Source organism: Corynebacterium striatum (assembly GCF_016728105.1).
Lineage (GTDB): Bacteria > Actinomycetota > Actinomycetes > Mycobacteriales > Mycobacteriaceae > Corynebacterium > Corynebacterium striatum.
The window spans coordinates 1,014,545-1,039,316 of the sequence record NZ_CP068158.1 but is presented as its reverse complement, the minus strand read 5'-3'; the positions used below and the strand labels follow the sequence as shown (position 1 = coordinate 1,039,316).

Genomic DNA, 24,772 nt, shown 5'->3' with positions numbered 1-24,772 from the left:
GAAAAGAGCCCCTATTTTTGCGTGTTTGGGCAGCATCGGTCAGTTCAGCCGAAGTCATACAGAAAGACTAGATTTATGCCAACTATTCAGCAGCTGGTCCGCAAGGGCCGCCATGATAAGCGCTCCAAGGTTGCAACCGCAGCGCTGAAGGGTTCCCCTCAGCGTCGTGGCGTTTGCACCCGTGTTTACACCACCACCCCGAGGAAGCCGAACTCTGCACTGCGTAAGGTTGCTCGTGTTCGCCTGACCTCCGGCATCGAGGTTTCCGCCTACATCCCAGGTGAGGGCCACAACCTGCAGGAGCACTCCATGGTGCTCGTCCGCGGCGGTCGTGTTAGGGACCTCCCGGGTGTTCGTTACAAGATTATCCGTGGCGCACTGGATACCCAGGGCGTTAAGGACCGCAAGCAGGCTCGTTCCCGCTACGGTGCAAAGAAGGGACAGTAATCAACAATGCGTAAGAATGCTGCTCCGAAGCGTCCTGTAGTTAAGGACCCGGTATACAACTCCGAGCAGGTCACCATGCTCGTGAACAAGATCCTCCTCGATGGCAAGAAGTCCACCGCAGAGCGCATCGTCTACGGTGCTCTCGAGGCTTGCCGTGAGAAGACCGGTACCGACCCAGTCGGCACCCTGGAGAAGGCTCTGGGCAACATCCGCCCGGACCTCGAGGTTCGCTCCCGCCGTGTCGGTGGCGCTACCTACCAGGTTCCAGTTGAGGTCAAGCCGGCTCGTGCTAACACCCTCGCTCTGCGTTGGTTGGTAACCTTCACCCGCCAGCGTCGTGAGAACACCATGATCGATCGTCTCGCTAACGAGATTTTGGATGCTTCCAACGGTCTTGGTGCTTCCGTGAAGCGTCGTGAAGACACTCACAAGATGGCTGAGGCTAACCGCGCCTTCGCGCACTACCGCTGGTAATACCGGCGTATGCCTATGGTCCGAGCAACGTAAAAGTTCGCGCTTAACAGTGCTTCTGTACTTCTTGTACTTAGAGAAGCGCTGGAAACACAAACTAAATAGCGTTGCTCGGACCTTTTTTCTGGGCAATTAGCGGCCTGAAGCTGCTAACGAGTCCAAGACGTGGCAAAATTAAACAAGACCTATCCATGCGGGCGGCATGGACTGGGGTACGTGAAGATGAAGCGTGCGCCCAGGACAAGGCGTCCACGATAAATAAGTTGGGGTAAAACCGTGGCACAACAAGTGCTTAAGGACCTTCACAAGGTCCGTAACATCGGCATCATGGCTCACATCGATGCTGGTAAGACCACTACCACCGAGCGTATTCTTTTCTACACCGGCATCAACCGTAAGGTCGGTGAGACTCACGACGGTGCATCCACCACTGACTGGATGGAGCAGGAGAAGGAGCGCGGTATCACCATTACCTCCGCTGCTGTTACCTGTTTCTGGAACAACAACCAGATCAACATCATCGACACCCCGGGTCACGTTGACTTCACTGTTGAGGTTGAGCGCTCCCTCCGTGTTCTCGACGGCGCAGTTGCTGTCTTCGACGGCAAGGAAGGCGTTGAGCCACAGTCTGAGCAGGTGTGGCGTCAGGCTGCTAAGTACGACGTTCCGCGTATCTGCTTCGTCAACAAGATGGACAAGCTGGGCGCTGACTTCTACTTCACCGTTCAGACCATCATCGACCGCCTCGGCGCAAAGCCACTGGTTCTGCAGCTGCCCATCGGCGCTGAGGACGACTTCGACGGCGTCGTTGACCTGCTGAACATGCGTGCCATCACTTGGCGCGGCAAGGTGGAGACCGGTGCTGAGCCGACCATCGAGGAGATCCCTGCTGACCTGCAGGAGAAGGCTGAAGAGTACCGCGAGAAGCTGCTCGAGGCAGTTGCTGAGTCTGACGAAGAGCTCATGGAGAAGTACTTCGGCGGCGAGGAGCTGACCCTTGACGAGATCAAGGCAGCCATCCGCAAGATGACCATCAACTCCGAGGTCTACCCAGTTCTTTGTGGTACCGCTTACCGCAACAAGGGTGTCCAGCCGCTTCTCGACGCTGTCGTTGACTTCCTCCCGAACCCACTCGATGTGGGCGAGGTTGTCGGCCACGCTGTCGGCAACGAGGACGAGAAGGTTACGCGTAAGCCTTCCGTTGAGTCCCCGTTCTCTGCGCTGTCCTTCAAGATTGCTGCACACCCGTTCTTCGGCCAGCTCAACTTCGTCCGCGTTTACTCTGGTCAGGTTGTGCCGGGCACCGAGGTGCTCAACTCCACTAAGAGTAAAAAGGAGCGCATCGGCAAGCTGTTCCAGATGCACGCAAACAAGGAGAACCCGGTCGAGCAGGCTGACGCAGGTAACATCTATGCTGTTATCGGTCTGAAAGACACCACCACTGGTGACACCCTGTGCGACAAGGACAACCCGATCATCCTCGAGTCCATGGACTTCCCGGATCCGGTTATCAAGGTCTCCATCGAGCCTAAAACCAAGGCTGACCAGGAGAAGCTGGGTACCGCTATCCAGAAGCTCGCTGCTGAGGACCCAACCTTCACCGTCGAGCTCGACGAAGAGACCGGCCAGACCGTTATCGGCGGCATGGGCGAGCTCCACCTCGACGTTCTGGTTGACCGTATGAAGCGCGAGTTCAAGGTCGAAGCAAACATCGGTAACCCACAGGTTGCTTACCGCGAGACCATCCGCAAGACGGTTCAGTCCCTGGACTACACCCACAAGAAGCAGACCGGTGGTTCTGGTCAGTTCGCAAAGGTCATCGTCACCATCGAGCCTTACAACCCGGACCCAGAGACGCTGGAGGAGGGCGAGTCCGCAACCTACAAGTTCGAGAACGCCGTCACCGGTGGCCGCGTCCCGAAGGAGTACATCCCTTCCGTCGACGCTGGTATCCAGGATGCAATGCAGTACGGTTACCTCGCTGGCTTCCCGCTGGTTAACATCAAGGCAACCCTCGAGGATGGCGCTTACCACGACGTCGACTCCTCCGAGATGGCTTTCAAGCTCGCTGGTTCCCAGGTGCTGAAGGAAGCTGTTGCTAAGGCAAAGCCAGTCCTGCTCGAGCCTGTTATGGCCGTTGAGGTTGTTACCCCTGAGGAGTACATGGGCACCGTTAACGGTGACATCAGCTCCCGTCGTGGCCAGGTTTACGCGATGGAAGACCGCTCTGGCGCAAAGGTCGTCAAGGCTAAGGTTCCGCTGTCCGAGATGTTCGGCTACATCGGCGACCTTCGTTCCTCCACCGCAGGCCGCGCAAACTTCAGCATGGTCTTCGATTCCTACGCTGAGGTTCCTTCCTCCGTTGCAACCGCAATCATCGAGGAGCGTACCGGTAACAAGGCTTAAACAAGCTTTGTAACCAACCCCCTCACACCACCCCGTTGGCAAGGGCTGGTAGTCTTCGCCAGTAGACGCCAGCCTCAGGCGGGGTAACCCCGTGTGAGGAACTGGGTGGGGTAGCGGTCGGCTGAACTCGCACCAAAGAGTGTTGGCTGAGCCGGCCGTTACCCTCCCAGGATCCATAATCAGATTCTTGTCGAGGGTCAACGTCCGCACTACATGCGCGGGGTTACCTCCTATTTAGGCAGTTTGAAAAAACTGCGGCATAAATCTAGGATCGTGTAACTGGCACGTAAAGAAAGCGTCATTAGCGCTTCGGGATATTTTCGTTCCAAGTGCCAATGGCATTAACCAACCACGTGGCTGTGAAATTGCAGCCGCCATAGAGTCCAGGAGGACAAACAGTGGCAAAGGAGAAGTTCGAGCGTACGAAGCCGCATGTGAACATCGGCACCATCGGACACGTCGACCACGGCAAGACCACCACCACCGCAGCGATCACCAAGGTTCTGGCTGACCAGTACCCTGATGAGAACACCGCTTTCGCATTCGACATGATCGATAAGGCTCCTGAGGAGAAGGAGCGCGGTATTACCATCAACATTTCCCACGTTGAGTACTCCACCCCGAAGCGCCACTACGCACACGTTGACGCTCCGGGCCACGCTGACTACATCAAGAACATGATTACCGGTGCTGCTCAGATGGACGGCGCTATCTTGGTTGTTGCTGCAACCGATGGCCCGATGCCGCAGACCCGCGAGCACGTTCTTCTGGCTCGCCAGGTTGGCGTTCCTTACATCCTCGTTGCACTGAACAAGTGCGACATGGTTGACGACGAGGAAATTATCGAGCTCGTCGAGATGGAGATCCGCGAACTGCTCGCAGAGCAGGACTACGATGAGGAAGCTCCGATCGTTCACATCTCTGCTCTGAAGGCTCTTGAGGGCGACGAGAAGTGGGTACAGGCTATCGTTGACCTGATGCAGGCTTGCGATGACTCCATCCCGGATCCGGAGCGCGAGCTGGACAAGCCGTTCCTGATGCCAATCGAGGACATCTTCACCATCACCGGCCGCGGTACCGTTGTTACTGGCCGTGTTGAGCGTGGCTCCCTGAACGTCAACGAGGACGTTGAGATCATCGGTATCCAGGACAAGTCCATCTCCACCACCGTTACCGGTATCGAGATGTTCCGCAAGATGATGGACTACACCGAGGCTGGCGACAACTGTGGTCTGCTTCTGCGTGGTACCAAGCGTGAAGAGGTTGAGCGCGGCCAGGTTGTTATCAAGCCGGGCGCTTACACTCCTCACACCCAATTCGAGGGTTCCGTCTACGTCCTGAAGAAGGAAGAGGGCGGCCGCCACACCCCGTTCATGGACAACTACCGTCCGCAGTTCTACTTCCGCACCACCGACGTTACCGGCGTCATCAAGCTGCCTGAGGGCACCGAGATGGTTATGCCTGGCGACAACGTCGAGATGTCCGTCGAGCTGATCCAGCCGGTCGCTATGGACGAGGGCCTGCGCTTCGCTATCCGCGAGGGCTCCCGCACCGTCGGCGCTGGCCGCGTTACCAAGATCATCAAGTAAGAGCACTTGCTTGAGCGTTTAAAGTAACGCCTTTTAAGCCACCGCTTTCCCTACTTGGGAAGGCGGTGGCTTTTGTATGTCTACCTGCTGTCTCCGTTAAGCTTTGATCCATGCTTGATCCCACCCGCATTGACCGCACCCTTCGCGCACTTCGCGATGCGTGGGAGGGACAGCCGGAGCTGCCGTTAGGCACGATCTTTGCGATGCTCGCTAATCAGGGCTTGGGCTGGGGCGCCGACGATGAGGAGCTGCGTGCCGCGCTTGAGTCGATGGCTAGGGTTCATCCGCCCACGCTGCCGCTTGACGACGCCCGTGTGACCCGAGGTTTGTGGCTCATCGTCACGGAAAGCAACCGGGTCACTGTCGACGCCGAGCGCTTCATCGTGCGTACGACCTCTAAGGCGGGACCCGGTCAGCCCGTTTCGTGGGAGTATTCTGCAATACGGGCAGTGGGGCCGGGGCGTCCTTTAGCGGTGACTGATGCCGAAGGCTTTGAGCACCGCTACGGCGTGGTGGAGCTGATTACCCAGCTGACCCCAGATAACCGCAGTCTTGAAGGGCTGAAGCGACGCAGCGTTGGTGAACGCGTCTGGATGCTCCGCACGTCCGATGATGTTATTCTCTTGGACCACGGCTTGCACGTTTACACATCGGCCAACCGGGGTGTGGACCGTACCGACTATTCGTGGACAGTGATCGAGCAATGTACTGTGGGCGCGCCGCTGCTCGTGGGCTTGTCTCGTGGCACGACGCATGAGTTTGGGGCGGTCACCGAGATATTCCTCGCTGAATCCGCCCCTGCCGAAAGCTAAGTGCTGAACCGGCCTATTCCTTTAGCGCTCGCACTTTTCCAAAGTGGAGTTTGTACACGGTATCGAGGTCGGCGTCGGGGAACGCTAGGCGGAAGTCCTGCTCGTTGGTCTCGACAGCGTCGACAAGCGCAGACAAAGCGGTATCTGGGTTCGCCTCAACCGTGTACTGGAGCGTCGGACGCGCGCGATCGTAGGCCACCAAGCGGGTGACTTTTTCCACGCCGTCTTCCGCAGCCAAGGTATCAGCGACTGCACCGGCGATTGCCTGCATGTTGGTTGATATCTTGCCTTTGTCGTTCGAGGACTCAGAAGCCACATTGTTAAAGCGGTGGTGGCGCAGGTTAGCAATTACTAGCCATAAGCCGGACACAGCTAGCACCACCGTCGCCGTACCTAGTGCGGCAGCCCACCAGCCTTGCTGAGGAAGGGCTGCCCATTCGTCGTGGTCGACCCACCGCGCAAGGTAGAGCGCGAAGGGAACCTCGAAGTGGATGAGGATGGGCCACAAGCCGAGCACGATGAGAATGGCCGCAATAATGAATAACAACATTCGGTCGAAAGCGGCTAAGCCTTTAGACATGATCGTCGACCTCCGGGAGTTTCTCGGCTGCAACAGTGAGCTGGGGCTGACGGTGGAGTTGCTGCAGCGTCTGCGCGACTGCGTCCTCCACACGGGAGATGAGACCCTCATCCCCAGTATCGCCGTTGACCGTTACATCGACGGTAATCCTCTTCTTGGAGATGACCGCGCGACTGCGCGCAGCTGCGACGCCGGGAACGCGACGGGCTGCTGCGGAAGCAGCGCGTGCTATATCAACGGGCCGTAACCACATGGAGGCTACTTCTGATTCGACCTGGGTGTGGGTGGATTTTCGCGGCTTGAATGCCGCCACGAGTAAAAGCAGGCCAACCAAAATAGCTGCCCCGCCGCTGACTAGCATCCAGGTTTCGATTTTGTCCTGAGACATGACGTCGATGAAGGGTTGCAGCCATGACCTTGCACCCGTGCTCACCGCCCAGGTCTCCCGGCCCAGAAATGCCGAGCCTCCAAGACAGGCGAGCCCGAGTATGACAGTCCACGTGCGGGCTGCTGGCGAGGCGGCAGGCTTTTGGCCAAAGCCGTGCGGGAAGATGCTGCGTTCTTTACTCATGGGCACCTCCTCGGAAGAGCGGTTGGATGGTTATCTCGCGAAGTGGTTCAGGCCGTGGCGCCATGGGCCGCCGGACTGTGGCATTAGGCCGCAGCGTCGGCGACCACGCCGTAGCAGGTTGTGGCGTTCGAACAGGGCGCAGCGGCGCAGGCTGTGGCGTGTCCACCCGGCGTAGTTGGAGCGCTGGGGGAGTCGCGACTGGGCGTAGCTCCGCTGACTTGGGCGAGCGAACTGGAGTGAGCGCAGCCGGCTGCGGCGTCGCAGCGCTCACTACGGAAACGGGCGCCGTGCGCGGTGAAACTGCCCGTACCGGTTGTGGCTCAGGGCGTGAGACGCTGCGGATTTGCACTAGGTGCGTGGTCTCTATCGCTTGGAGCTCGCGCTGCGGCCGCGTGTGTGGCAGGGTCACGCTCGGGGCGCGCCGTGATGCCACTGCTAGCCCTGTTACGCGCTCGCCAGGGACAGCGGCGCCCACGGTGACGTTGACACGTGTGGTGGCGTAGCCGGTGTAGGTTCTGACAGCTTCTTCGATGGCGGCGCGTGCGGCCTCGGCGACAGCTGTTACCGGACTGGGCCAAGTAACGGCGATGTTGGCATCGACAGCCACGACTTCCTTGGTTGGGTCGCTCTGGATGAGCAGCCGTGGAAACGCGCGCCCGGCAAGGCCCGCGAGTTTGGCGTCGATGGCTACGGTGCCGGGCACACTGGCGATGGCAGTGCCAACGATGCGCTCGAGGGACTTAATGGAAAATCTTAAAGAGCCTGAGCTGCGTGCAAGGGAGGAATCATGGGGCATTAGCCTTGCCCTTTATCCTTGCCAACGATTCCATTCCACACCGCGGAGAGATCGATGCGACCATCAAAGTGAGCACCAATGACCCCGCCCAACGCGGCGAGGAGGACTGCCAGAACCGTGGGCCACAGGCCGAGGTGGATGAAAAATGCCAAAACTAGGCCGGCCACGATGCCGAGTGTGGAGTAATTCTTCATGCTTATTCCTTATTAGTATTGAATGCGCTGCTGATAGCGTCAGCTACAACAACATCGACTCGCGAAAGCTCGGAGCATGCCTCGAGCGCTGCCGCGCGAGCACCTTCGGCGACGTCCTTGACGGGCACCTGCTCTGCCACGTCGAACACGATGTGTACCTCCAGATGGCGATCATCGCGGGGATTCGGACGCTTGAGTCCAGCAATGCGCTCGCCCGGATAGAGCAGCGACACCTCACCGAAGGAGCCGGCATGTAGCTTGGCGACGCCCTGCGTCCCCAGCACGGCTCCAACTATGCGGTGCGCAGCGGGGGCGTCGAGCTCAAAGCGCGTCGTGGGGGACTCGACGGAGTCAGACATCAAGGCTTAGTCCTATTCCTGGCCCTGCGGCAGGGAATTGTTTGCGGACTGCTCGGCGGCGAGGTCTTCCTTCGGGAGCTTGACATCATGAACAACAACGTCGACGCGATCGACGCCGAGGCCAGTCATACGCTCAACGGCATTCATGATGTTGCGGCGGATGGCCTCTGCCAGCTCGTGGATGGCTACGCCGTACTCGGCGATGATGGCGACTTCGATGGTGGCAACACCGTTAGCAACCTGCACGCTGACGCCTTGGCGAACGTCCTCGGAGGCGCCAAAGGATTCACGGATCGAACCCATCATGCGGGCGCCGCCGCCACCGAGAGCAGCAACGCCGGACACTTCGCGGGCAGCGATGCCGGCGATCTTGGATACGACGGTGTCGTCAATAGTGGTGATACCGAACTCGGTCTCGAGGTTCTTGTTTACCTTAGGGGTAGCGGCGGCCTCAGGGGAGTTAGCGGTGCTGGACTCGGTAGCGGCCGTAGCTGGGGTGGTCGAATTGTTTTCTGGGGTGTTAGCAGCCATGAGCATTTCCTCTTCTCTTGAAGGCTAAAAGTAACTTACCCATCCGAGCCTATAACTGAATGCGGACATTGTGGGGTGCGGTAGTCGATCTTTTAGAAAACGTGATATTGGGCACGGTTTTGTTAGAAGTTTGGAAAACGCGTGATTACATGCTTAAATACAAGGGTTGCTTTAACATGGCGGCGTCACTGACTTCCGGCTCTAAGTCGAATATCAATGGCAAAGTTGCTGGTAAAGCGAACATGACACCTTTGTTGGTGGGCGTCTTAAGGCGTGCACTGGGAAGGTCATTCAATCGGGCTAGGTCCGCGTTTTAGTAGAGGCATCCCGAGAGAATGGACCGGAGAAGGGGCATGGCAAATAAACAGCGGCAGTATACGAATTGGACATGTACTCGCACGTGTAATGCGTGAAGAACCGTCCTCTTCCTATTGACTTTGACTTCGGGTCTTGTACCCCGTCGAAAGCACTGCGCCCCAAGGTTTATGCCAGGTCGCATCTTTTGGTCGTCATGACAGTCAGACAACTGGCGTTGAGCCCAGGCCCTAGAGTCCGGACAACGTTATAGAGAAATCGAGAAGCAATTTCCCACCGCTTCACGCCCCGGATACGCCGGGAATGTGTAAGTGGGGAAGCGAGGAAGAGGATAAGCGTGGCGGGACAAAAGATCCGCATTCGGCTGAAGGCCTACGACCACGAGGCTATCGACGCTTCTGCAAAGAAGATCGTCGAGACCGTAACCCGTACGGGTGCTCGTGTTGTTGGCCCAGTGCCGCTCCCAACCGAGAAGAACGTATACGCCGTTATTCGTTCTCCGCACAAGTACAAGGACTCTCGCGAGCACTTCGAGATGCGCACTCACAAGCGCCTGATCGACATTCTCGACCCGACCCCGAAGACCGTTGACGCTCTTATGCGCATCGACCTTCCGGCCAGCGTCGACGTAAACATTCAGTAGTGTAAAGCGATCGACGAATAGATATTTGGTGGAGAACTAACAATGAGTGAAAACGAGATCAAGGGCATTCTGGGCAAGAAGCTCGGCATGACCCAGATCTTCGACGAGGACAACCGCGTTGTGCCGGTTACCGTCGTCGAGGCTGGGCCGTGCGTTGTTACCCAGATTCGCACCGCAGAAACCGATGGCTACAACGCCATCCAGATCGCATTTGGCGAGATCGACCCGCGCAAGGCAAACAAGCCTGCCGCAGGTCACTTCAAGAAGGCTGGCGTAACCCCACGTCGCCACGTTGCCGAAATCCGTATGGATGACACCTCTGCTTACGAGGTTGGCCAGGAAGTTACCGCTGACATCTTCGAGGGCATTACCTTCGTCGACGTTACCGGCACCACCAAGGGCCACGGCTACGCAGGCGCAATGAAGCGCCACGGCTTCGCAGGTCAGGGCGCTGCCCACGGTAACCAGGCTGCTCACCGCCGCGTCGGTGGCATCGGCGCCTGCGCTACCCCGGCTCGCGTCTTCAAGGGCACCCGCATGGCTGGCCGCATGGGCCAGGACCGTGTTACCACCCAGAACCTGAAGATTCAGAAGATCGATGCCGAGTCCAACCTGCTGCTCATCAAGGGTGCTATCCCTGGTGCGCGCGGTGGCCTCGTCACCGTTAAGACCGCAGTGAAGGGCGGTGCACACGCATGAGCAACCTCAAGCTAGACGTCCAAACCGCTGAAGGTAAGACCAACGGCTCTGTTGAGCTGCCGGCCGAGATCTTTGACACCGAGGCATCCATTGCTTTGATGCACCAGGTTGTCAACGCTCAGCTCGCTGCTGCTCGTCAGGGCACCCACAAGGCCAAGACCCGCGGCGAGGTCCGCGGCGGTGGCCGTAAGCCTTTCCGTCAGAAGGGCACCGGTCGTGCACGCCAGGGCTCGATCCGCGCACCTCACTACACCGGTGGCGGTATCTCCCACGGCCCAGTGCCGCGCGACTACTCCCAGCGCACCCCTAAGAAGATGATCAAGGCTGCTCTCTTCGGTGCACTGTCTGACCGTGCTCGCAATGAGCGCATCCACGTAATCGAAGAGCTCGTCCCGGGCCAGACCCCGTCCACCAAGGCGGCTAAGGCTTTCATCGAGCGCCTGACCGAGCGCAAGAACGTGCTGCTCGTTGTCGGCCGCGAGGACATCAACGCTCGCCGCAGCGCCAACAACCTGCCTAACGTCCAGATCCTGGATGCAGGCCAGCTGAACACCTACGACGTTCTTTACTCTGACGACGTTGTGTTCTCCGTTGAGGCTCTGCACACCTTCGTCGCTCGCGCTCAGGGTGCGAACGAGGAAGTTAAGGAGGAGAAGTAATGGCTAAGCTCGTTAACCCGCGTGACATTATCATCGCCCCGGTCGTTTCCGAGAAATCCTACGGCCTGATGGAGCAGAACGTTTACACGTTCTACGTCTCCACGGACTCCAACAAGACCCAGATCAAAGATGCCATCGAGCAGATCTTCGGCGTAAAGGTTGACTCCGTGAACACCGTTAACCGTGCAGGTAAGCGTAAGCGCACCCGCACCGGCTTCGGTCAGCGCAAGTCCACCAAGCGTGCGTACGTGACGCTTCGTGAAGGCAGCGACTCCATCGACATCTTCGGCGGCGGCGCTTAAGCGCCACCGGAGAGCCGAAAGGAAAAGGAAGAATTATGGCTATTCGTAAGTACAAGCCGACAACTCCGGGTCGCCGCGCATCCTCCGTGTCCGAGTTCGAGGAGATCACTCGTTCTACCCCGGAGAAGTCCCTGCTGCGCCCGCTGAGCAAGACTGGTGGTCGTAACAACTACGGCCGCATCACCACCCGCCACATTGGCGGTGGCCACAAGCGTCGTTACCGTCTGATCGACTTCCGTCGTACGGACAAGGACGGTATCCCGGCAAAGGTTGCCCACATCGAGTACGACCCGAACCGCACCGCAAACATCGCTCTTCTGCACTACGCAGATGGCGAGAAGCGCTACATCATCGCCCCTAAGGGCCTGAAGCAGGGCACCATCGTTGAGGCCGGCGCTAACGCCGACATCAAGGTTGGTAACAACCTGCCGCTGCGCAATATCCCAACCGGTACTACCATCCACGCTGTGGAGCTCAAGCCGGGCGCAGGTGCTAAGCTTGCCCGCTCCGCTGGTGCTTCCATCCAGCTGCTGGGTAAAGAAGGCAAGTACGCAATCCTGCGTATGCCGTCCTCCGAGATCCGCCGCGTCGACATCCGTTGCCGCGCCACCGTGGGTGAGGTCGGCAACGCTGACCAGATGAACATCCGTTGGGGTAAGGCCGGCCGTATGCGCTGGAAGGGCGTTCGCCCGACCGTCCGTGGTGTCGTCATGAACCCGGTTGACCACCCACACGGTGGTGGTGAGGGTAAGACCTCCGGTGGTCGTCACCCTGTGTCCCCATGGGGCAAGAAGGAGGGTCGCACCCGCAACCCGAACCGTTACTCGAACAACATGATCGTGCGCCGTCGTCGCCCGAACAAGAAGCGCTAAGAGGAGGTAAACAATGCCACGCAGCCTTAAGAAAGGCCCGTTCGTCGATGAGCACCTCCTCAACAAGGTGGATGCTCAGAACGAGGCCGGCACCAAGCAGGTCATCAAGACCTGGTCTCGCCGCTCGACCATTCTGCCTGACTTCATCGGTCACACCTTCGCCGTCCATGACGGTCGTAAGCACGTGCCGGTGTTCGTTGAGGACTCCATGGTCGGCCACAAGCTCGGTGAGTTCGCACCAACCAAGACCTTCAAGGGTCACATCAAGGACGATAAGAAGGGACGTCGATAAGCGATGAGTGAAACCATCACCTCCGCATCCGCAACGGCCCGCTACGTCCGCGTTACTCCGATGAAGGCACGCCGTGTCATCGATCTGGTTCGCGGCAAGTCCGTAGCCGAGGCACTTGCAATCCTGAAGTACGCTCCGCAGGGCGCTGCTAAGCCAGTCGCTAAGGTCGTTGCTTCTGCAGCCGCTAACGCTGAGAACAACTTCGGTCTGGACCCACGCACCCTGGTCATCTCCGAGGCATACGCCAACGAGGGCCCGACCATGCGTCGCTTCCAGCCACGCGCACAGGGCCGTGCATTCATGATTCGTAAGCGCACCAGCCACATCACCGTGGTGGTCGAGAGCCAGAAGGAAGGGGCCAAGTAATGGGCCAGAAAATCCATCCTCACGGCCTACGTTTGGGCATCACTTCCGACTGGAAGACCCACTGGTTCGCCGATAAGGACTACGCGAACTACGTAGCCGAAGACATCAAGATCCGTCAGTTCCTCGAGAAGGGCCTCGACCGCGCCGGCATCGCCGACGTCGTCATCGAGCGCACCCGTGACCGTGTACGCGTCGACATTCACACCGCCCGCCCGGGCATCGTGATCGGCCGCCGCGGTGCTGAGGCAGACCGCATCCGCCGCGAGCTCGAGAAGCTCACCGGCAAGATGGTCGCCCTCAACATCCTCGAGGTCAAGCAGGTCGACGCCAACGCAACTCTGGTTGCTCAGTCCGTCGCCGAGCAGCTGGTTAACCGTGTTGCATTCCGTCGTGCAATGCGCAAGGCTATCCAGTCCGCTATGCGCCAGCCGCAGGTCAAGGGTATTAAGATCCTTTTGTCCGGTCGTCTGGGCGGCGCCGAGATGTCCCGTACCGAGCGCTACCACGAGGGTCGCGTTCCGCTGCACACTCTTCGCGCCGAGATCGACTACGGCACCGCAGAGGCCCACACCACCTTCGGCCGTATTGGCATCAAGGTGTGGATCTACAAGGGTGACGTCGTCGGTGGCGTACGCGAATCCGAACTGAACGCTCCGTCGCAGGGCCGTGGCCGCGGTGACCGTAACGGTCGTCCGCGCCGTGGTGGCCAGCGTCGTCAGCGCGCACAGCAGAAGCAGGAGGGCTAATCCATGCTGATTCCTAAGCGCGTTAAGTACCGCCGCCAGCACCGTCCTACCCGTAGCGGTGTTTCCAAGGGCGGTAACCGCATCAACTTTGGTGATTACGCAATCCAGGCTCTCGAGCCGGCTTACATCACCAACCGTCAGATTGAGGCCGCACGTATTGCCATCAACCGCCACGTTAAGCGTGGTGGCAAGGTGTGGATCAACATCTTCCCGGACCGTCCGTTGACCCAGAAGCCACTCGGCGTTCGTATGGGTTCCGGTAAGGGCCCGGTTGAGAAGTGGGTCGCCAACGTTAAGCCGGGCCGCGTCCTCTTCGAGATGTCCTACCCGAACGAGGCCACTGCTATCGAGGCTCTGCGCCGTGCAGGCCAGAAGCTTCCTTGCAAGGTCCGCATCATCAAGAAGGAGGACCAGTTCTAATGGCAACCGGTACCCCCGCCCACGAGTTCCGTGAGCTCGACAACGCTGAGCTGGAAACCCGCCTTAAGGATGCGAAGGAAGAGCTGTTCAACCTTCGTTTCCAGAAGGCTACCGGCCAGTTGACCAACAACCGCCGCATCGGCACGGTTAAGCGCGACATTGCCCGCATCTACACCGTTCTTCGCGAGCGCGAGCTGGGCCTGTCCGTAGTTCCGGGAGCTGAGGCTTAATCATGAGTGAGGCAAACGTGAACGAAGTAAAGAAGGAGCGCGGTGCGCGCAAGACCCGCATCGGCATCGTAGTTTCCGACAAGATGGACAAGACCATCGTCGTCGAGCTCGAAGACCGCAAGCAGCACGCGCTTTACGGCAAGATCATGCGCTCTAACAAGAAGGTTAAGGCACATGACGAGAACGAGACCGCCGGCATCGGCGACCGCGTTCTGATCGCCGAGACCCGCCCGCTGTCTAAGGACAAGCACTTCCGTCTCGTCGAGATCGTGGAGAAGGCTAAGTAAAACCTAGCTTTTCCAACTCTTAAGCCGGCCAGGCTTTTCTTCCCAAAGGAAGAAGGCTTGGCCGGCTTTTCTTTTGCGCGTATTTGTCGCAAGGCGTTTCTGCTCTATTCGCGTAACGGGAAGCGCGGTAATGCTCTGCTTTTGGTAGACCAAGTCTCGGCATGGATGGGGCGGTGCAGGCGCGCGGTAGCGCTACAGACATGGCGTACATATGTCTTAATATTTAGGGTCTTTTGATGTACGCATCGCGGCTGCGCCCGATTGTGGGGATAGACCCAGAAACCCGCATTCGAACCATCGAAGGGGCTGGGGCCCAAGCGATTGGCCCCGTTCGATGGTTCGAATGCAGGTTGGTTTAACACGCGAAGCATTTGCTGCTTGCCGACGCCACCGGATCGCTGATTTCCACAATCCTCACCGCCCCAAGGCGTTAAGCTAAAAAGCTGTCTCCTATTTCCTTATGTGGTTTGAGGTCTAATCATGCGCCGCTATGTTTCCTTACTCTGTGTTGCTGCCCTAGCGCTTTCTGGCTGCAGTAATTCCGGAAAAGACGACTCCGCTAAAGAAACAGAGAAGATGTTCAATACGATGGTGCCGCAAAGCGCAGCAGAGGCGGGTTCCCAAGAATCCACGGCGTCAGAAGAATCGAAGAAACCAGCGGTGGTCGTTGAAGACGGCATCTTGAAGATGACAGGCAAGGTTGTAAAGAAGAAAGGTCGTGAGACCCTAGGCTCGCATCCTGAATCCGGCATCTCTGAAAGCGAGCTCAATGGCGACTATTGGATCCTCGAATTTGACGCACCGGGGGAGATCACCGGGTACAAGGCAGGTCACAAGGAAACCCGTGTGGTCGATAGCGGCTTCCTTGCATCGCACTACGGCGCGGACGAGGAAAGACGCGAAAAGGCAGAGCCGTGGGTGGGTAAGCATGTGACGGTGTCGATCGCTTCTAACAACGTTGGTTGGCAAAGTGATCCCTCTTTGCCGATCGGCCCGCTTCGTGTGGGCACCGGCTTTGAAATCGAAGCTGCTGAATAGCAAGAACTCCTAATGGCTTTCGGGGAGCCAAAGGCAGTTTCGCCGATTAGTGCTTGACCGGAGTAACGCGGCCAGCCCGCCAATCCATGAAGGCGATGGCGGCGCAGAAGATGTTGAGCACGGCGCTGGTGCCCAGAGTAAAGGTGCCGATCTTGTACATGGTGGTGCCGGCGGCGTCGAAGTTGTTGAAGATAAAAAGCCAGCAGATCCAGCCGATGAGTGCGGTCAACGCAGCGAGGGCGGATAGTCCGCGTAGGCCACGTGCGGGGCGTTCAGATGGGGCGAAGGCTTTGTGCGCGGCGTCGACAAGAATGGCGAGCGCAACGAGGATACTCACGGTGCCGGATAGCCACGTGGGCAGCAGGGCAGAAGTGCCAAGGACTACCGGGAAGATGAAAGATAGCGCCACCAAGACGAATGCCACGGCATGTAAAACGGTGCTACGGCCCTGATATGAAGCAAACATTTAGGCCTCCTTCTTCTGAGCATCTGCTTGCATTGCAAGCACTTCTGCGCGGTGTGGCGGCTGTGCGCCCTTGCGGGAGACAGTAATCGCAGCGGCTGCCGCGGCGAATTCCAAAATCTCTTTCCAGTCGTATTCGCTCAAGTGAGTGAGCGCTTCCGCCGTGAGGTTGCGGCGGGCGATCTCTGTGAGCAGCGCGCCCATGATGGTATCGCCCGCGCCGATGGTGTCGGCGACGTCGACATTGACGGACGGCACATCGAGCCGGGTCGTGCCAGCGCGCAACGTGAGGCCCTCGCCGCCGCGGGTAACCACCACGACGGGAACCTGCTTGAGGGCCTGCTTGCCTAGGAATTCCACTTCTTCCTCAGAAAGCTTCAGCACGGTGACGTGGACGAGTAGCTCGTTGAGGAAGGCCTTGTGCTCATCGTTGGCATAGAACGGGCGGATATTCGGATCGAGCGCCACGATGCTGCCCTGCGCCGCGAATTGCTTGAGCAGTTCTCCATAGCGCGAAGCACCTGGCTCCAACGCGAGGGAAACAGTGCCGAAGTAGGCAATCTCGGCGTCGGAAAGCGTGGGCTCAACCAACCTATCTGCCGTGCCCTCCTTGTAGAAGGTATAGGACGCCGAACCATCATCGCCGATGCTGGTCACTGCCAAAGTGGTGGGCTCTGGACCGCGCTGGACCATAGACGTGTCCACGCCTTCCTGCTCCAGCCTTTTCACCAGCGCGTTACCGAAACCGTCGGTGGAAAGGCGCGACTGGAAGCTGACCTCGCCGCCCAGACGCGCCGCCGCGATGGCCACATTGAAAGGCCCGCCTCCCAGGGCCGGCGTGAGGTCTTGCAAGCTACCTGGGGCGACGGGGACGAGGTCGACGAGTCCTTCGCCACACACATGGATCTTCATGAATTCCATAGTATCGGTGTTATGAATTACCGTCCGAACTTTCACATCGCACCACCCCTCGGCCGCCTCAATGATCCCAATGGCGTGTTCCTCGACGGCGATACACTCCACGTGTATTACCAGCATGACCCTTGTTTTCCGTATGCCAGCAAGCGCACGGGTTGGGGGCATGCTTCCGCGCTGTTGAGCGCCCCTGGGCCCTGGCAGCATCACCCGGATGTGCTGTATCCGGACATGCCTTATGACATGCATGGTTGCTACTCCGGTGGGGCCGTGGTCGACGGCACTGACGTGTGGCTTTACTACACGGGCAACCTCAAACGCGATGGGCGCCGCATTCCCTCGCAGAACAGGGTGCGCGTGCTTGACCCATCAGGACCCGAGGGTGGCATCTACCAGCGCGATGCCGGAAATCCGCTCATCCCTGACGCGGAGGAGGGCTTTACCGGGCACTTCCGCGATCCGCAGATTTCGCGCGACGAACATGGCTGGCGCATGGTCATCGGCGCGCAGCGCACGGACGAGACGGGCACGGTGGTGCTCTATCGCTCCACGGACCTGGAGGTCTGGGAGTTTCAGGGGGAGCTTAATTTTGCGCTTTCCGACGCCCGCCCAGGGCTTAGCCCCGACATCCTCCCGGGCGGGTACATGTGGGAGTGTCCCAACTTGGTGACCCTGACGGATAAGGAAACCGGTAAGGACAAGGACGTTTTGGTTTTCTGTCCGCAGGGCCTGGAGCCCGTGAGTGTGGACGGGCAGACTCACTACGCCTCCTCTGATCAGTGCGGCTATGTTGTTGGTCGCCTGGAAGGAACCACTTTCCACGTTGAACGCGGCTTCAGCGAGTTGGATTATGGTCATGAGTTCTATGCGCCGCAGCTCGTCGGCACCGGTGACGGCGAGGCTGTGATGCTGGGCTGGATCGGCCTGCCTTCCCAGGACGATAAGCCGACGGTCGACGAGGGCTGGGTGCATACGCTTTCCTTGCCGCGCCGAGTGTGGCTGGAGGATGGCTGGCTGCACCAACTCCCGGTATGGAAGTCCATTCCGGAGGCGAGTGGCCGCGAGGGCTTTGGCACGACCACGAGCGTGGTGGCCTCGCGTGGTGGGCAATACAGCCTGGTTGACGCGGCGGGCACCGAGCGTCTGCAATTTACTGCGGGCGATGGGCTGCTGCGTGTAAAAGTCGGCGAAGATGAACGCGTTATCGCTTGCCCGGAGGGGGAACTCGTGGCCATCGCCGATGGCTGCGCGGTAGAGATTTTTGCCGGCGGTGGGCACGTCGCCGCGGCTGCTAGCGTGTTTGGTGAAAACGATGCTCGCTGGAGTGGATGGCGCGAGATATAGAGAGGGAGGCTGAGGGGAAGCGGATTTGGTGACCGTTTGGAACCCAAGAAAAGGTGAATTCTCCCTCATTTATGCCCGAATGGTTGGTTTTCTTTCCGGGTGATGTATTTAATAGAGGTTAAGGACAGTTAGCCCGCATCACTAGGAAAGGGATCCACCTATGGATCACAAAGAAGTCGCCGCGCGGACGCTCAAAGCATTGGGTGGCGAAGACAATATCGTTGGACTTGCGCACTGTGCCACCCGCCTGCGCATGGTTCTCAAAGACACCAAAGAAGTAGACACCAAAGCACTCGAGAGCGACCCCGACCTCAAAGGCATCTTTGAGGCAGGCGGCATGTTCCAGGTGATTGTTGGTCCGGGCGACGTTAACGTCGTCTACAAAGAAATGACCGGCATGATCCGCAAGGACGTCGCCGTTTCCACTGATGAGCTCAAGGACATTGCTGCAAACTCTGGCAACTGGTTCTCACGGGCCATCAAGGTTCTTGCAGACATATTCGTTCCGCTGATTCCGATTCTGGTCGGTGGTGGTCTGCTGATGGCCCTGAATAACGTTCTTTCTGCCGAGGGGCTTTTCGGCGACCAATCTGTTATTCAGATGGTCCCAGCGCTAGAGGACGTTGCCGGTCTTATTAATCTGCTGGCCTCTGCGCCGTTTGCCTTCTTGCCGATTTTGGTCGGCTTTACAGCCACAAAGCGTTTCGGCGGCAACGAGTTCCTCGGTGCCGGCATGGCGATGGCCATGGTCATGCCGGACCTGGTCAACGGCTACAGTGTGGCCGAGACTATCGATGCCGGCGAGATGACCTACTGGAACATTTTCGGCCTCGACGTCGCCCAAGCAGGCTACCAAGGCTCCATCCTGCCGATCCTGGTCATCGCCTGGATCTTGGCAACCATTGAGAAGTTCCTGCACCGTCACCTCAAAGGCACGGTGGACTTCATGCTCACGCCACTTATCACCCTACTGCTGACAGGATTTATTACCTTCGTTGCCATTGGCCCGTTCCTGCGCACCGCGGGTGAGTGGCTGGGTGTTGGCCTTGCCAACCTCTACGACTTCGCCGGTCCGGTGGGTGGCTTCCTCTTCGGTCTGGTGTACTCGCCGATCGTTATCACTGGTCTCCATCAGTCCTTCCCGCCGATCGAGTACATGCTGTGGGATCAGGGCGGATCCTTCATCTTCGCGACGGCCTCCATGGCCAACATCGCACAAGGTGGCGCAGCCCTCGCTGTCTACTTCCTTGCACGCGGTGAGAAGCTCAAGGGCTTGGCCGGTGCTTCCGGTATGTCCGCTTTGTTCGGCATCACCGAGCCTGCGATTTTCGGTGTTAATTTGCGACTGCGTTGGCCGTTCTACATCGGCATGGGTGCCTCGGCAATTGCCTCGACGTTCATCGCACTCTTCGATGTCAAGGCAACCGCGCTGGGTGCTGCCGGCCTCATCGGCTTCGTGTCCATGCGCCCGAATGACATCATGCAGTTCTTCATCTGTGCGATTGTCTCACTCATCTTGGCCTTCGGTGTGGCCTTTGCCTATGGTCGCTACCTCATTTCTAAGAATGGCTCCATCGACCCGGATGAGGTTGGTGCCGTCACAGCGACGAGTAGCGATGTGCCGTCCGCTACTGCAGACCCCAACGCCTACCGTGTGGCTTCGCCGCTGACCGGCAGCGCTGTGGCCCTCTCTGCGGTCTCCGACCCGATGTTTGCTGCGGGCAAGCTGGGCGCTGGCGCTGCCATCGAGCCCACCGAAGGCCGCCTCGTTTCCCCGATTGACGGCAAAGTTACGGTGACTTTCCCTTCGAAGCACGCGTACGCCGTGCGTGGTAAGGATGCTGACGGCAACAACGTTGATATCCTCATGCACATCGGCTTTGACACCGTGAACCTTAAAGGCGAGCACTTTACCTCTCACGTTTCCAAGGGTGATGAAGTCAAGGTAGGCGACCTCCTCTGCGAGTTCAATATTGAGGCCATCAAGGCCGCTGGCTACCCGGTGACAACCCCGGTCGTGGTGTCCAACTCCAAGAAGACGGGCTCAGTCCTGCCGGCCTATCACCCGGGTGAGGACATCGCTTTCGGCGACGCGCTGCTCACCGTTGACCCCAAGGTCACGGAAGAAGCGGCAGCGTCCCCAACCGCTAGCTAGTTAAACACTAACGCCGCATCCCCGCTACTGAACCTAGGGTTCGGAGCGGGGATGAGGCGTATAAGCGGTTGCAGACCATGGGGCAGGAATACCTTGGTGAAGCAGACAGGGGACGTCTTCTGGCACAGAGTACGTATTCTGGCTTGCTACTTAACCCTATGCCGTTGTAATGGCCGTAAAACGATAGCTGCGCCGGCCGGGCACGAGCCCGACCGGCGCAGCCAGTCTCTGTTTAGGTTCCTACGGGGTAGGAGGGTCCTCGCTTAAGCGAAGAACTTGCGGCGTGCAGCGAATGCAGCAGCTGCAACCATGGCAGCTACGGCCAAGCCAGCCAGGCCGCGTGCAACGGTGTTGGAGCCGGTCTCAGCAGCCATACCGCGGGTAGCGCCGGTGGTCTTCGCACCGTCAGCGAGCTTACCGCCCTGGGCGATAACTTCATTCTTGTTAGCGTTCAGCATCTGCTCGGAAGCAGCCTTTTCCTCAGCGGTCGGCTGCTGGTTCTTGCGTGCCTCGTCCTTGACGTAGGTCTTGCCGTCCTGGGACAGGTACCAGGTGATACCACCGATGATCAGTGCAGCGGGCAGCGCCAACCATGCGAGCTTCTTCGCGTCGAAGCCTGGCTTCTGAGGATCGGACGGGGTCTCAGACGGGAAAGCCTTTGCGTAAGCGTCACGCATCTCGGGGGTAACTTCCACGTTGACTAGGGCTGGATCCTTGACGTAAACCGACGGATCCTTCATGCTCTGGTACCAGGTGTTGCCCTTAGAGTCTTCCTTGGTGGCAGGTGCAGGGATACCCTCAGGATCCTTCTGGTCTCCGCTTGCGTCCGGAGTCTCGGAACCCTTCTCTTCATTTACAAGAGCTTCAGCCTGTTTGTCACGGGCCGCCAGAGCCTGTTCCTTGGTCAGCTCAAGTGCTTCCTCGCCGAACTTGGGACGGGACTTGTAGACGTAGCCCTCCTTGAAGTATTCGACGCCGTCCACCGTGATGGTCTCAGGATCGGGGATGCCTTGTGCGTTGGGGTCGCCAGTCATATCCGTAATCGGTGCATCCTCAACGGGTGCCGGGATCTGAGCTTGAGCAACAGCTGCGCCACCAAAGGCGAGTGCGCCGGTCAGGACAGCAGCGGTCAGGGTCTGTGGCAAACGCTTCATGTGTTTCTCCTTCTGAGGGAATTTGGGTACGTGCCGAAAGTTCAGGTCCTTCTGGACAGCAGTCATAATAATCACAGTTTTCACAGCTGTCACGTTAAAAGTATTTATCAACATCTCTTAAGGCCGGGTTTCGGTGCTGTGTAGGAGCTCTTTCAAAACGCGTATTCGCCTTAAAAGCACTAAATTTCCTTGTCACGCGATAGAAAGTCGCAGGTAGAGGGATTAATTTGTTGGTTGGGGTGATGGCTTGAAGTCGAAACCTGACACCAAGAGTGTGGAGGGGGGATAACGGGGGGTGGGGGGTAGGGGGGGCGTCGACAAGCGTCGAGCAGCGTTTTGGTAAGGGCGCTGGCGTGTGGTTGAATGTATAGGTTGCAAAAGCTGGTCGGCCCGTAGCGGTGCGTTTCCGAACCGCCGGACCGAGACCCTTCGGCATAGTCCGTTGCCAAGGCTTGAGCATCGCAAGTTTGTAGACCGCGTGCGGCAAGGACGGAAATCTTGCCGCACATCAATCCAGGTCAGGAGACCCATAGTGATTCAGCAAGAATCGCGTCTGCGTGTCGCCGACAACTCTGGTGCACGTGAAATTCTGTGCATCCGCGTTCTCGGTGGCTCCGTTCGACGTTTCGCTGGCATCGGTGACGTCATCGTCGCCACTGTCAAGGACGCCGTCCCAGGCGGCAACGTAAAGGAAGGCGAGGTCGTTAAGGCTGTCGTCGTCCGTGCAAAGAAGGAGACCCGTCGTCCGGACGGTTCTTACATCGCTTTTGATGAGAACGCAGCTGTTATTCTGAAGGGTGACAACGAGCCACGCGGTACCCGTATCTTCGGCCCGGTTGCTCGCGAGCTTCGTGACAAGAAGTTCATGAAGATCGTTTCTCTCGCACCGGAGGTGATCTAGTCTTATGAAGATTCATAAGGGCGATATGGTGATTGTTATTTCGGGTCCTGACAAGGGCGCGAAGGGCAAGGTCATCGAAGCATACCCGAAGCGCGACAAGGTCCTCGTTGAGGGCGTTAACCGCGTGAAGAAGCACGTTGCTAACTCCGCTACTGAGCGTGGCGCCGAGTCCGGCGGAATCGTTACCCAGGAAGCACCGATCCACGTTTCTAACGTTGCAATCGTTGACTCCGAGGGCAACCCGACCCGCGTGGGCTACCGTTTCGATGAGAACGGCAAGAAGGTCCGCATCGCACGTAGCAACGGGAAGGACATCTAATCATGAGCGAGAACTACACTCCGCGTCTGAAGACCCGCTACCGCGAGGAAATCAAGAAGACCCTAAATGACGAGTTCAACTACGACAACGTCATGCAGATCCCAGGTGTCACCAAGGTCGTCGTCAACATGGGTGTTGGTGAGGCTGCCCGTGACTCCAAGCTGATCAACGGTGCCCTCGAGGACCTCACCGCGATCACCGGCCAGAAGCCGCAGCTGCGTCGCGCAAAGAAGTCCATCGCAAACTTCAAGCTGCGTGAGGGTATGCCAATCGGCGCCCGCGTCACCCTGCGTGGCGACCGCATGTGGGAGTTCCTGGACCGCCTGCTGACCATCGCGCTGCCGCGTATTCGCGACTTCCGCGGTCTGTCTGATCAGCAGTTCGACGGCCACGGCAACTACACCTTCGGCCTCACTGAGCAGACCATGTTCTACGAGATCGACATCGACAAGGTTGACCGCCCGCGTGGTATGGACATCACCGTCGTTACCACCGCTACCAACGATGAAGAAGGCCGCCGCCTCCTCAAGGAGCTCGGCTTCCCGTTCAAGTAAAGCGGTTTAAGCTTTTCGCCCTCACCTTTTGGTGGGGGCGTTTCGCTTTATTTAGGAATCATTTCATCGCCCGCGAATCCGGCATTAAAGATCGCCAAGCGCAATACCTCAAGAAGATTGACCGTTGGAGACATCTAACGGTGCTTCTACCCCGGTAGCGTCTGCAGCAGTTATACCTTCAAACTGCCAGCCCACCACTGCATTACGCACGGAGGCTTCAAGGAGGTTGGGTGGCTGAATGCAGCTGATGGTGAGAAGGCGGCCTGGCATGGGGCCTTCGCCCCAGATTGCAGGGTCTTCGGCGAGGCCTTCTTTTACTGGGTCGTGCATGTCGGTGGCGCTATAGACCAGCCAGTTGTCGCCGGAGTTTGCAGTGCGCAGGTAAAGCTTGTCGCCGAGGGCGACCTTGTGCTTGTTTGCGCCGCCGTCGTAGAGGTTGTTGAAGACAGCGGGAACGCCGGCGCCGGTGTGTCCGGCGATGACGGTGATGTCTGGTGCATTAGTGCCAGGCAGCGAATATGGACGGTCCGCAGCGGTATAAGTGCAGGCCTTCGCCATCGTTTCCGGGTCGATCGCGCCGTTTTTGACGCGGCAGGAGCCATCTTCGAATTCGGCATGGACCTCGATTGCAGGGATGAACATCTCAACAGCGGCGGAGGGCTCAATGACTGGAGCAGCTGCCACAGGGACTTGGTTGCTCTCTAGTCCTTCAGGAGGATCGACCACGCGATGCATCGTGGCGGCAAGGGTTGCACTTGCAAGCGCCGCACTCGCAAGGACACCAACCGTAATACGGAACTTGCCCGAGCTGGACCACAAGTGCAGTACGCGAGTATGGGGCGCCGGCGTGTTCGTTTTTTGTGCGCGGTGGCGGCCACCCTTGCTTCGCGGCTTTGGTCGGGGGTTGTGCTTTTGGCGGTTGGGTAGGGTCTTCGGCGCTGTTGATGTTGATGTCTTCGGCGTCGTTGGGGGAGTGCGCCGCACGTAGGTGGGCTCGCCGTCGGGGTTGCCGTTGCCAGCGCGGCGGGTATCGATGGGTCTGTTATTGATGGGGCGGCGCTGTGTGCTGACTCTGGTACTGCTGCTGGCACTGTCTGCCCGGGGGCGCGTGTGATCTGCGTTGTGAACTGGCAGATCGTGAGGATTACGCGGGGGCATAGGCGGCGGCTCCAGGAGGTGAGGGAGGTGGGTTCTAAAAGTAAGTAAATATTCTAACCAACTCTAATCCTTGGCAGGCGTTGAGCAGTAATAGCCGCAGAATATACCCAGGTGTTGTGGCTGCAAAGTTGTTGGTGTGGATGGGCTGTTCGCTGTAGTGTTATCGCCGTTATATCTCTAGGTA

32 protein-coding genes are annotated in these 24,772 nt (G+C 58.6%); 22 read left to right on the top strand and 10 right to left on the bottom strand.

Annotation, left to right across the window (positions count from 1 at the left end):
• The first annotated feature begins 75 nt into the window (after positions 1-75).
• The 5 genes from rpsL (at position 76) to I6I72_RS04890 (ending at position 5,725) form a co-directional block, all read left to right on the top strand.
• The gene (rpsL, locus tag I6I72_RS04910; RefSeq protein ID WP_131771903.1) at positions 76-447 is read left to right on the top strand and encodes a 30S ribosomal protein S12; all 372 of its coding nucleotides are present in this window, start codon (positions 76-78) and stop codon (positions 445-447) included.
• Positions 448-453: 6 nt separating this feature from the next.
• Positions 454-921: a 30S ribosomal protein S7 gene (gene rpsG / locus I6I72_RS04905; protein ID WP_005527716.1), complete on the top strand. Its 468-nt coding sequence runs from the start codon at positions 454-456 to the stop codon at positions 919-921.
• Between the two features lie 273 nt (positions 922-1,194).
• The gene (gene fusA / locus I6I72_RS04900; RefSeq protein ID WP_034656509.1) at positions 1,195-3,324 is read left to right on the top strand and encodes an elongation factor G; all 2,130 of its coding nucleotides are present in this window, start codon (positions 1,195-1,197) and stop codon (positions 3,322-3,324) included.
• A gap of 398 nt (positions 3,325-3,722) precedes the next feature.
• Positions 3,723-4,913, top strand: coding sequence for an elongation factor Tu (tuf, locus tag I6I72_RS04895; RefSeq protein WP_005527719.1), 1,191 nt, complete (start codon positions 3,723-3,725; stop codon positions 4,911-4,913).
• Between the two features lie 110 nt (positions 4,914-5,023).
• Positions 5,024-5,725: a hypothetical protein gene (locus I6I72_RS04890; RefSeq protein ID WP_201807589.1), complete on the top strand. Its 702-nt coding sequence runs from the start codon at positions 5,024-5,026 to the stop codon at positions 5,723-5,725.
• 13 nt (positions 5,726-5,738) lie between these two features.
• Here I6I72_RS04890 and I6I72_RS04885 read toward each other — a convergent pair whose 3' ends face one another.
• From I6I72_RS04885 to I6I72_RS04860, 6 genes are read right to left on the bottom strand one after another with little or no spacing between them, the layout of a single operon-like run.
• The gene (locus tag I6I72_RS04885) at positions 5,739-6,305 is read right to left on the bottom strand and encodes an Asp23/Gls24 family envelope stress response protein (protein WP_049146991.1); all 567 of its coding nucleotides are present in this window, start codon (positions 6,303-6,305) and stop codon (positions 5,739-5,741) included.
• Entirely contained in the window at positions 6,298-6,876 is a 579-nt protein-coding gene (locus tag I6I72_RS04880) for a DUF6286 domain-containing protein (RefSeq protein WP_201807587.1), read from the bottom strand. The genes I6I72_RS04885 and I6I72_RS04880 overlap by 8 nt, the downstream gene beginning before the upstream one ends.
• Positions 6,869-7,672, bottom strand: a complete 804-nt coding sequence (locus I6I72_RS04875) for an Asp23/Gls24 family envelope stress response protein (protein WP_049146985.1) — start codon at positions 7,670-7,672, stop codon at positions 6,869-6,871. Before I6I72_RS04875 ends, I6I72_RS04880 begins: the two co-directional genes overlap by 8 nt.
• Positions 7,672-7,866, bottom strand: a complete 195-nt coding sequence (locus tag I6I72_RS04870) for a DUF2273 domain-containing protein (RefSeq protein ID WP_005527759.1) — start codon at positions 7,864-7,866, stop codon at positions 7,672-7,674. The genes I6I72_RS04875 and I6I72_RS04870 overlap by 1 nt, the downstream gene beginning before the upstream one ends.
• A gap of 2 nt (positions 7,867-7,868) precedes the next feature.
• Entirely contained in the window at positions 7,869-8,225 is a 357-nt protein-coding gene (locus tag I6I72_RS04865) for a hypothetical protein (RefSeq protein ID WP_005527757.1), read from the bottom strand.
• Between the two features lie 12 nt (positions 8,226-8,237).
• Positions 8,238-8,762, bottom strand: a complete 525-nt coding sequence (locus tag I6I72_RS04860; RefSeq protein ID WP_188311692.1) for an Asp23/Gls24 family envelope stress response protein — start codon at positions 8,760-8,762, stop codon at positions 8,238-8,240.
• Between the two features lie 646 nt (positions 8,763-9,408).
• On the opposite strand from I6I72_RS04860, the gene rpsJ reads away from it, so the two are divergent.
• From rpsJ to I6I72_RS04800, 12 genes are all read left to right on the top strand, one after another.
• The gene (gene rpsJ, locus I6I72_RS04855; protein WP_003848085.1) at positions 9,409-9,714 is read left to right on the top strand and encodes a 30S ribosomal protein S10; all 306 of its coding nucleotides are present in this window, start codon (positions 9,409-9,411) and stop codon (positions 9,712-9,714) included.
• A 42-nt stretch (positions 9,715-9,756) separates the two neighbouring features.
• Positions 9,757-10,413 (top strand): 50S ribosomal protein L3, encoded by a 657-nt coding sequence (gene rplC / locus I6I72_RS04850; RefSeq protein ID WP_005527748.1) that lies wholly within the window; start codon positions 9,757-9,759, stop codon positions 10,411-10,413.
• Positions 10,410-11,072 (top strand): 50S ribosomal protein L4, encoded by a 663-nt coding sequence (gene rplD / locus I6I72_RS04845; protein ID WP_005527746.1) that lies wholly within the window; start codon positions 10,410-10,412, stop codon positions 11,070-11,072. The genes rplC and rplD overlap by 4 nt, the downstream gene beginning before the upstream one ends.
• Positions 11,072-11,374: a 50S ribosomal protein L23 gene (gene rplW / locus I6I72_RS04840; protein WP_005527745.1), complete on the top strand. Its 303-nt coding sequence runs from the start codon at positions 11,072-11,074 to the stop codon at positions 11,372-11,374. The genes rplD and rplW overlap by 1 nt, the downstream gene beginning before the upstream one ends.
• Positions 11,375-11,409: 35 nt before the next feature.
• Positions 11,410-12,246, top strand: coding sequence for a 50S ribosomal protein L2 (gene rplB / locus I6I72_RS04835; RefSeq protein WP_005527743.1), 837 nt, complete (start codon positions 11,410-11,412; stop codon positions 12,244-12,246).
• A gap of 13 nt (positions 12,247-12,259) precedes the next feature.
• Complete coding sequence (gene rpsS / locus I6I72_RS04830) at positions 12,260-12,538, top strand: 30S ribosomal protein S19 (RefSeq protein ID WP_005527741.1); 279 nt, start codon at positions 12,260-12,262, stop codon at positions 12,536-12,538.
• Positions 12,539-12,541: 3 nt separating this feature from the next.
• The gene (gene rplV / locus I6I72_RS04825; RefSeq protein WP_005527740.1) at positions 12,542-12,904 is read left to right on the top strand and encodes a 50S ribosomal protein L22; all 363 of its coding nucleotides are present in this window, start codon (positions 12,542-12,544) and stop codon (positions 12,902-12,904) included.
• On the top strand, positions 12,904-13,650 hold the full coding sequence (rpsC, locus tag I6I72_RS04820; RefSeq protein WP_005527738.1) for a 30S ribosomal protein S3: 747 nt from the start codon (positions 12,904-12,906) through the stop codon (positions 13,648-13,650). Before rplV ends, rpsC begins: the two co-directional genes overlap by 1 nt.
• 3 nt (positions 13,651-13,653) lie before the next feature.
• On the top strand, positions 13,654-14,070 hold the full coding sequence (gene rplP / locus I6I72_RS04815) for a 50S ribosomal protein L16 (protein ID WP_005527736.1): 417 nt from the start codon (positions 13,654-13,656) through the stop codon (positions 14,068-14,070).
• Positions 14,070-14,300, top strand: coding sequence for a 50S ribosomal protein L29 (gene rpmC / locus I6I72_RS04810; RefSeq protein WP_005527735.1), 231 nt, complete (start codon positions 14,070-14,072; stop codon positions 14,298-14,300). The genes rplP and rpmC overlap by 1 nt, the downstream gene beginning before the upstream one ends.
• A gap of 2 nt (positions 14,301-14,302) precedes the next feature.
• Positions 14,303-14,587 carry a 30S ribosomal protein S17 gene (gene rpsQ, locus I6I72_RS04805; RefSeq protein ID WP_005527733.1) on the top strand — a complete coding sequence of 95 codons (285 nt, stop codon included), beginning with the start codon at positions 14,303-14,305 and terminating at the stop codon, positions 14,585-14,587.
• Positions 14,588-15,067: 480 nt separating this feature from the next.
• Complete coding sequence (locus tag I6I72_RS04800; RefSeq protein ID WP_201807585.1) at positions 15,068-15,625, top strand: hypothetical protein; 558 nt, start codon at positions 15,068-15,070, stop codon at positions 15,623-15,625.
• Between the two features lie 46 nt (positions 15,626-15,671).
• On the opposite strand, the gene I6I72_RS04795 is transcribed toward I6I72_RS04800, so the two are convergent.
• Positions 15,672-16,091 (bottom strand): multidrug transporter, encoded by a 420-nt coding sequence (locus I6I72_RS04795; protein WP_114975938.1) that lies wholly within the window; start codon positions 16,089-16,091, stop codon positions 15,672-15,674.
• Positions 16,092-17,000, bottom strand: coding sequence for a carbohydrate kinase family protein (locus I6I72_RS04790; RefSeq protein ID WP_049062232.1), 909 nt, complete (start codon positions 16,998-17,000; stop codon positions 16,092-16,094).
• A gap of 21 nt (positions 17,001-17,021) precedes the next feature.
• Between I6I72_RS04790 and I6I72_RS04785 the strand changes: the two genes are divergently transcribed.
• Complete coding sequence (locus I6I72_RS04785; RefSeq protein WP_201807583.1) at positions 17,022-18,347, top strand: glycoside hydrolase family 32 protein; 1,326 nt, start codon at positions 17,022-17,024, stop codon at positions 18,345-18,347.
• Between the two features lie 160 nt (positions 18,348-18,507).
• The gene (locus I6I72_RS04780; protein ID WP_049062234.1) at positions 18,508-20,502 is read left to right on the top strand and encodes a sucrose-specific PTS transporter subunit IIBC; all 1,995 of its coding nucleotides are present in this window, start codon (positions 18,508-18,510) and stop codon (positions 20,500-20,502) included.
• Positions 20,503-20,765: 263 nt separating this feature from the next.
• Here I6I72_RS04780 and I6I72_RS04775 read toward each other — a convergent pair whose 3' ends face one another.
• The gene (locus tag I6I72_RS04775) at positions 20,766-21,656 is read right to left on the bottom strand and encodes a hypothetical protein (protein WP_049062235.1); all 891 of its coding nucleotides are present in this window, start codon (positions 21,654-21,656) and stop codon (positions 20,766-20,768) included.
• A gap of 532 nt (positions 21,657-22,188) precedes the next feature.
• Here I6I72_RS04775 and rplN point away from each other — a divergent pair.
• Genes rplN through rplE form a run of 3 tightly spaced genes read left to right on the top strand, consistent with a single transcriptional unit; the run spans position 22,189 to position 23,430 of the window.
• Positions 22,189-22,557: a 50S ribosomal protein L14 gene (gene rplN / locus I6I72_RS04770; protein WP_005527725.1), complete on the top strand. Its 369-nt coding sequence runs from the start codon at positions 22,189-22,191 to the stop codon at positions 22,555-22,557.
• A 4-nt stretch (positions 22,558-22,561) separates the two neighbouring features.
• A complete protein-coding gene (gene rplX, locus I6I72_RS04765; protein WP_005527724.1) occupies positions 22,562-22,876 on the top strand; it encodes a 50S ribosomal protein L24 in 315 nt (104 codons plus the stop codon).
• Positions 22,877-22,878: 2 nt separating this feature from the next.
• On the top strand, positions 22,879-23,430 hold the full coding sequence (rplE, locus tag I6I72_RS04760) for a 50S ribosomal protein L5 (RefSeq protein ID WP_005527723.1): 552 nt from the start codon (positions 22,879-22,881) through the stop codon (positions 23,428-23,430).
• Positions 23,431-23,538: 108 nt separating this feature from the next.
• Here rplE and I6I72_RS04755 read toward each other — a convergent pair whose 3' ends face one another.
• A complete protein-coding gene (locus I6I72_RS04755; protein ID WP_223197539.1) occupies positions 23,539-24,249 on the bottom strand; it encodes a sortase family protein in 711 nt (236 codons plus the stop codon).
• Between the last annotated feature and the right edge of the window lie 523 nt (positions 24,250-24,772).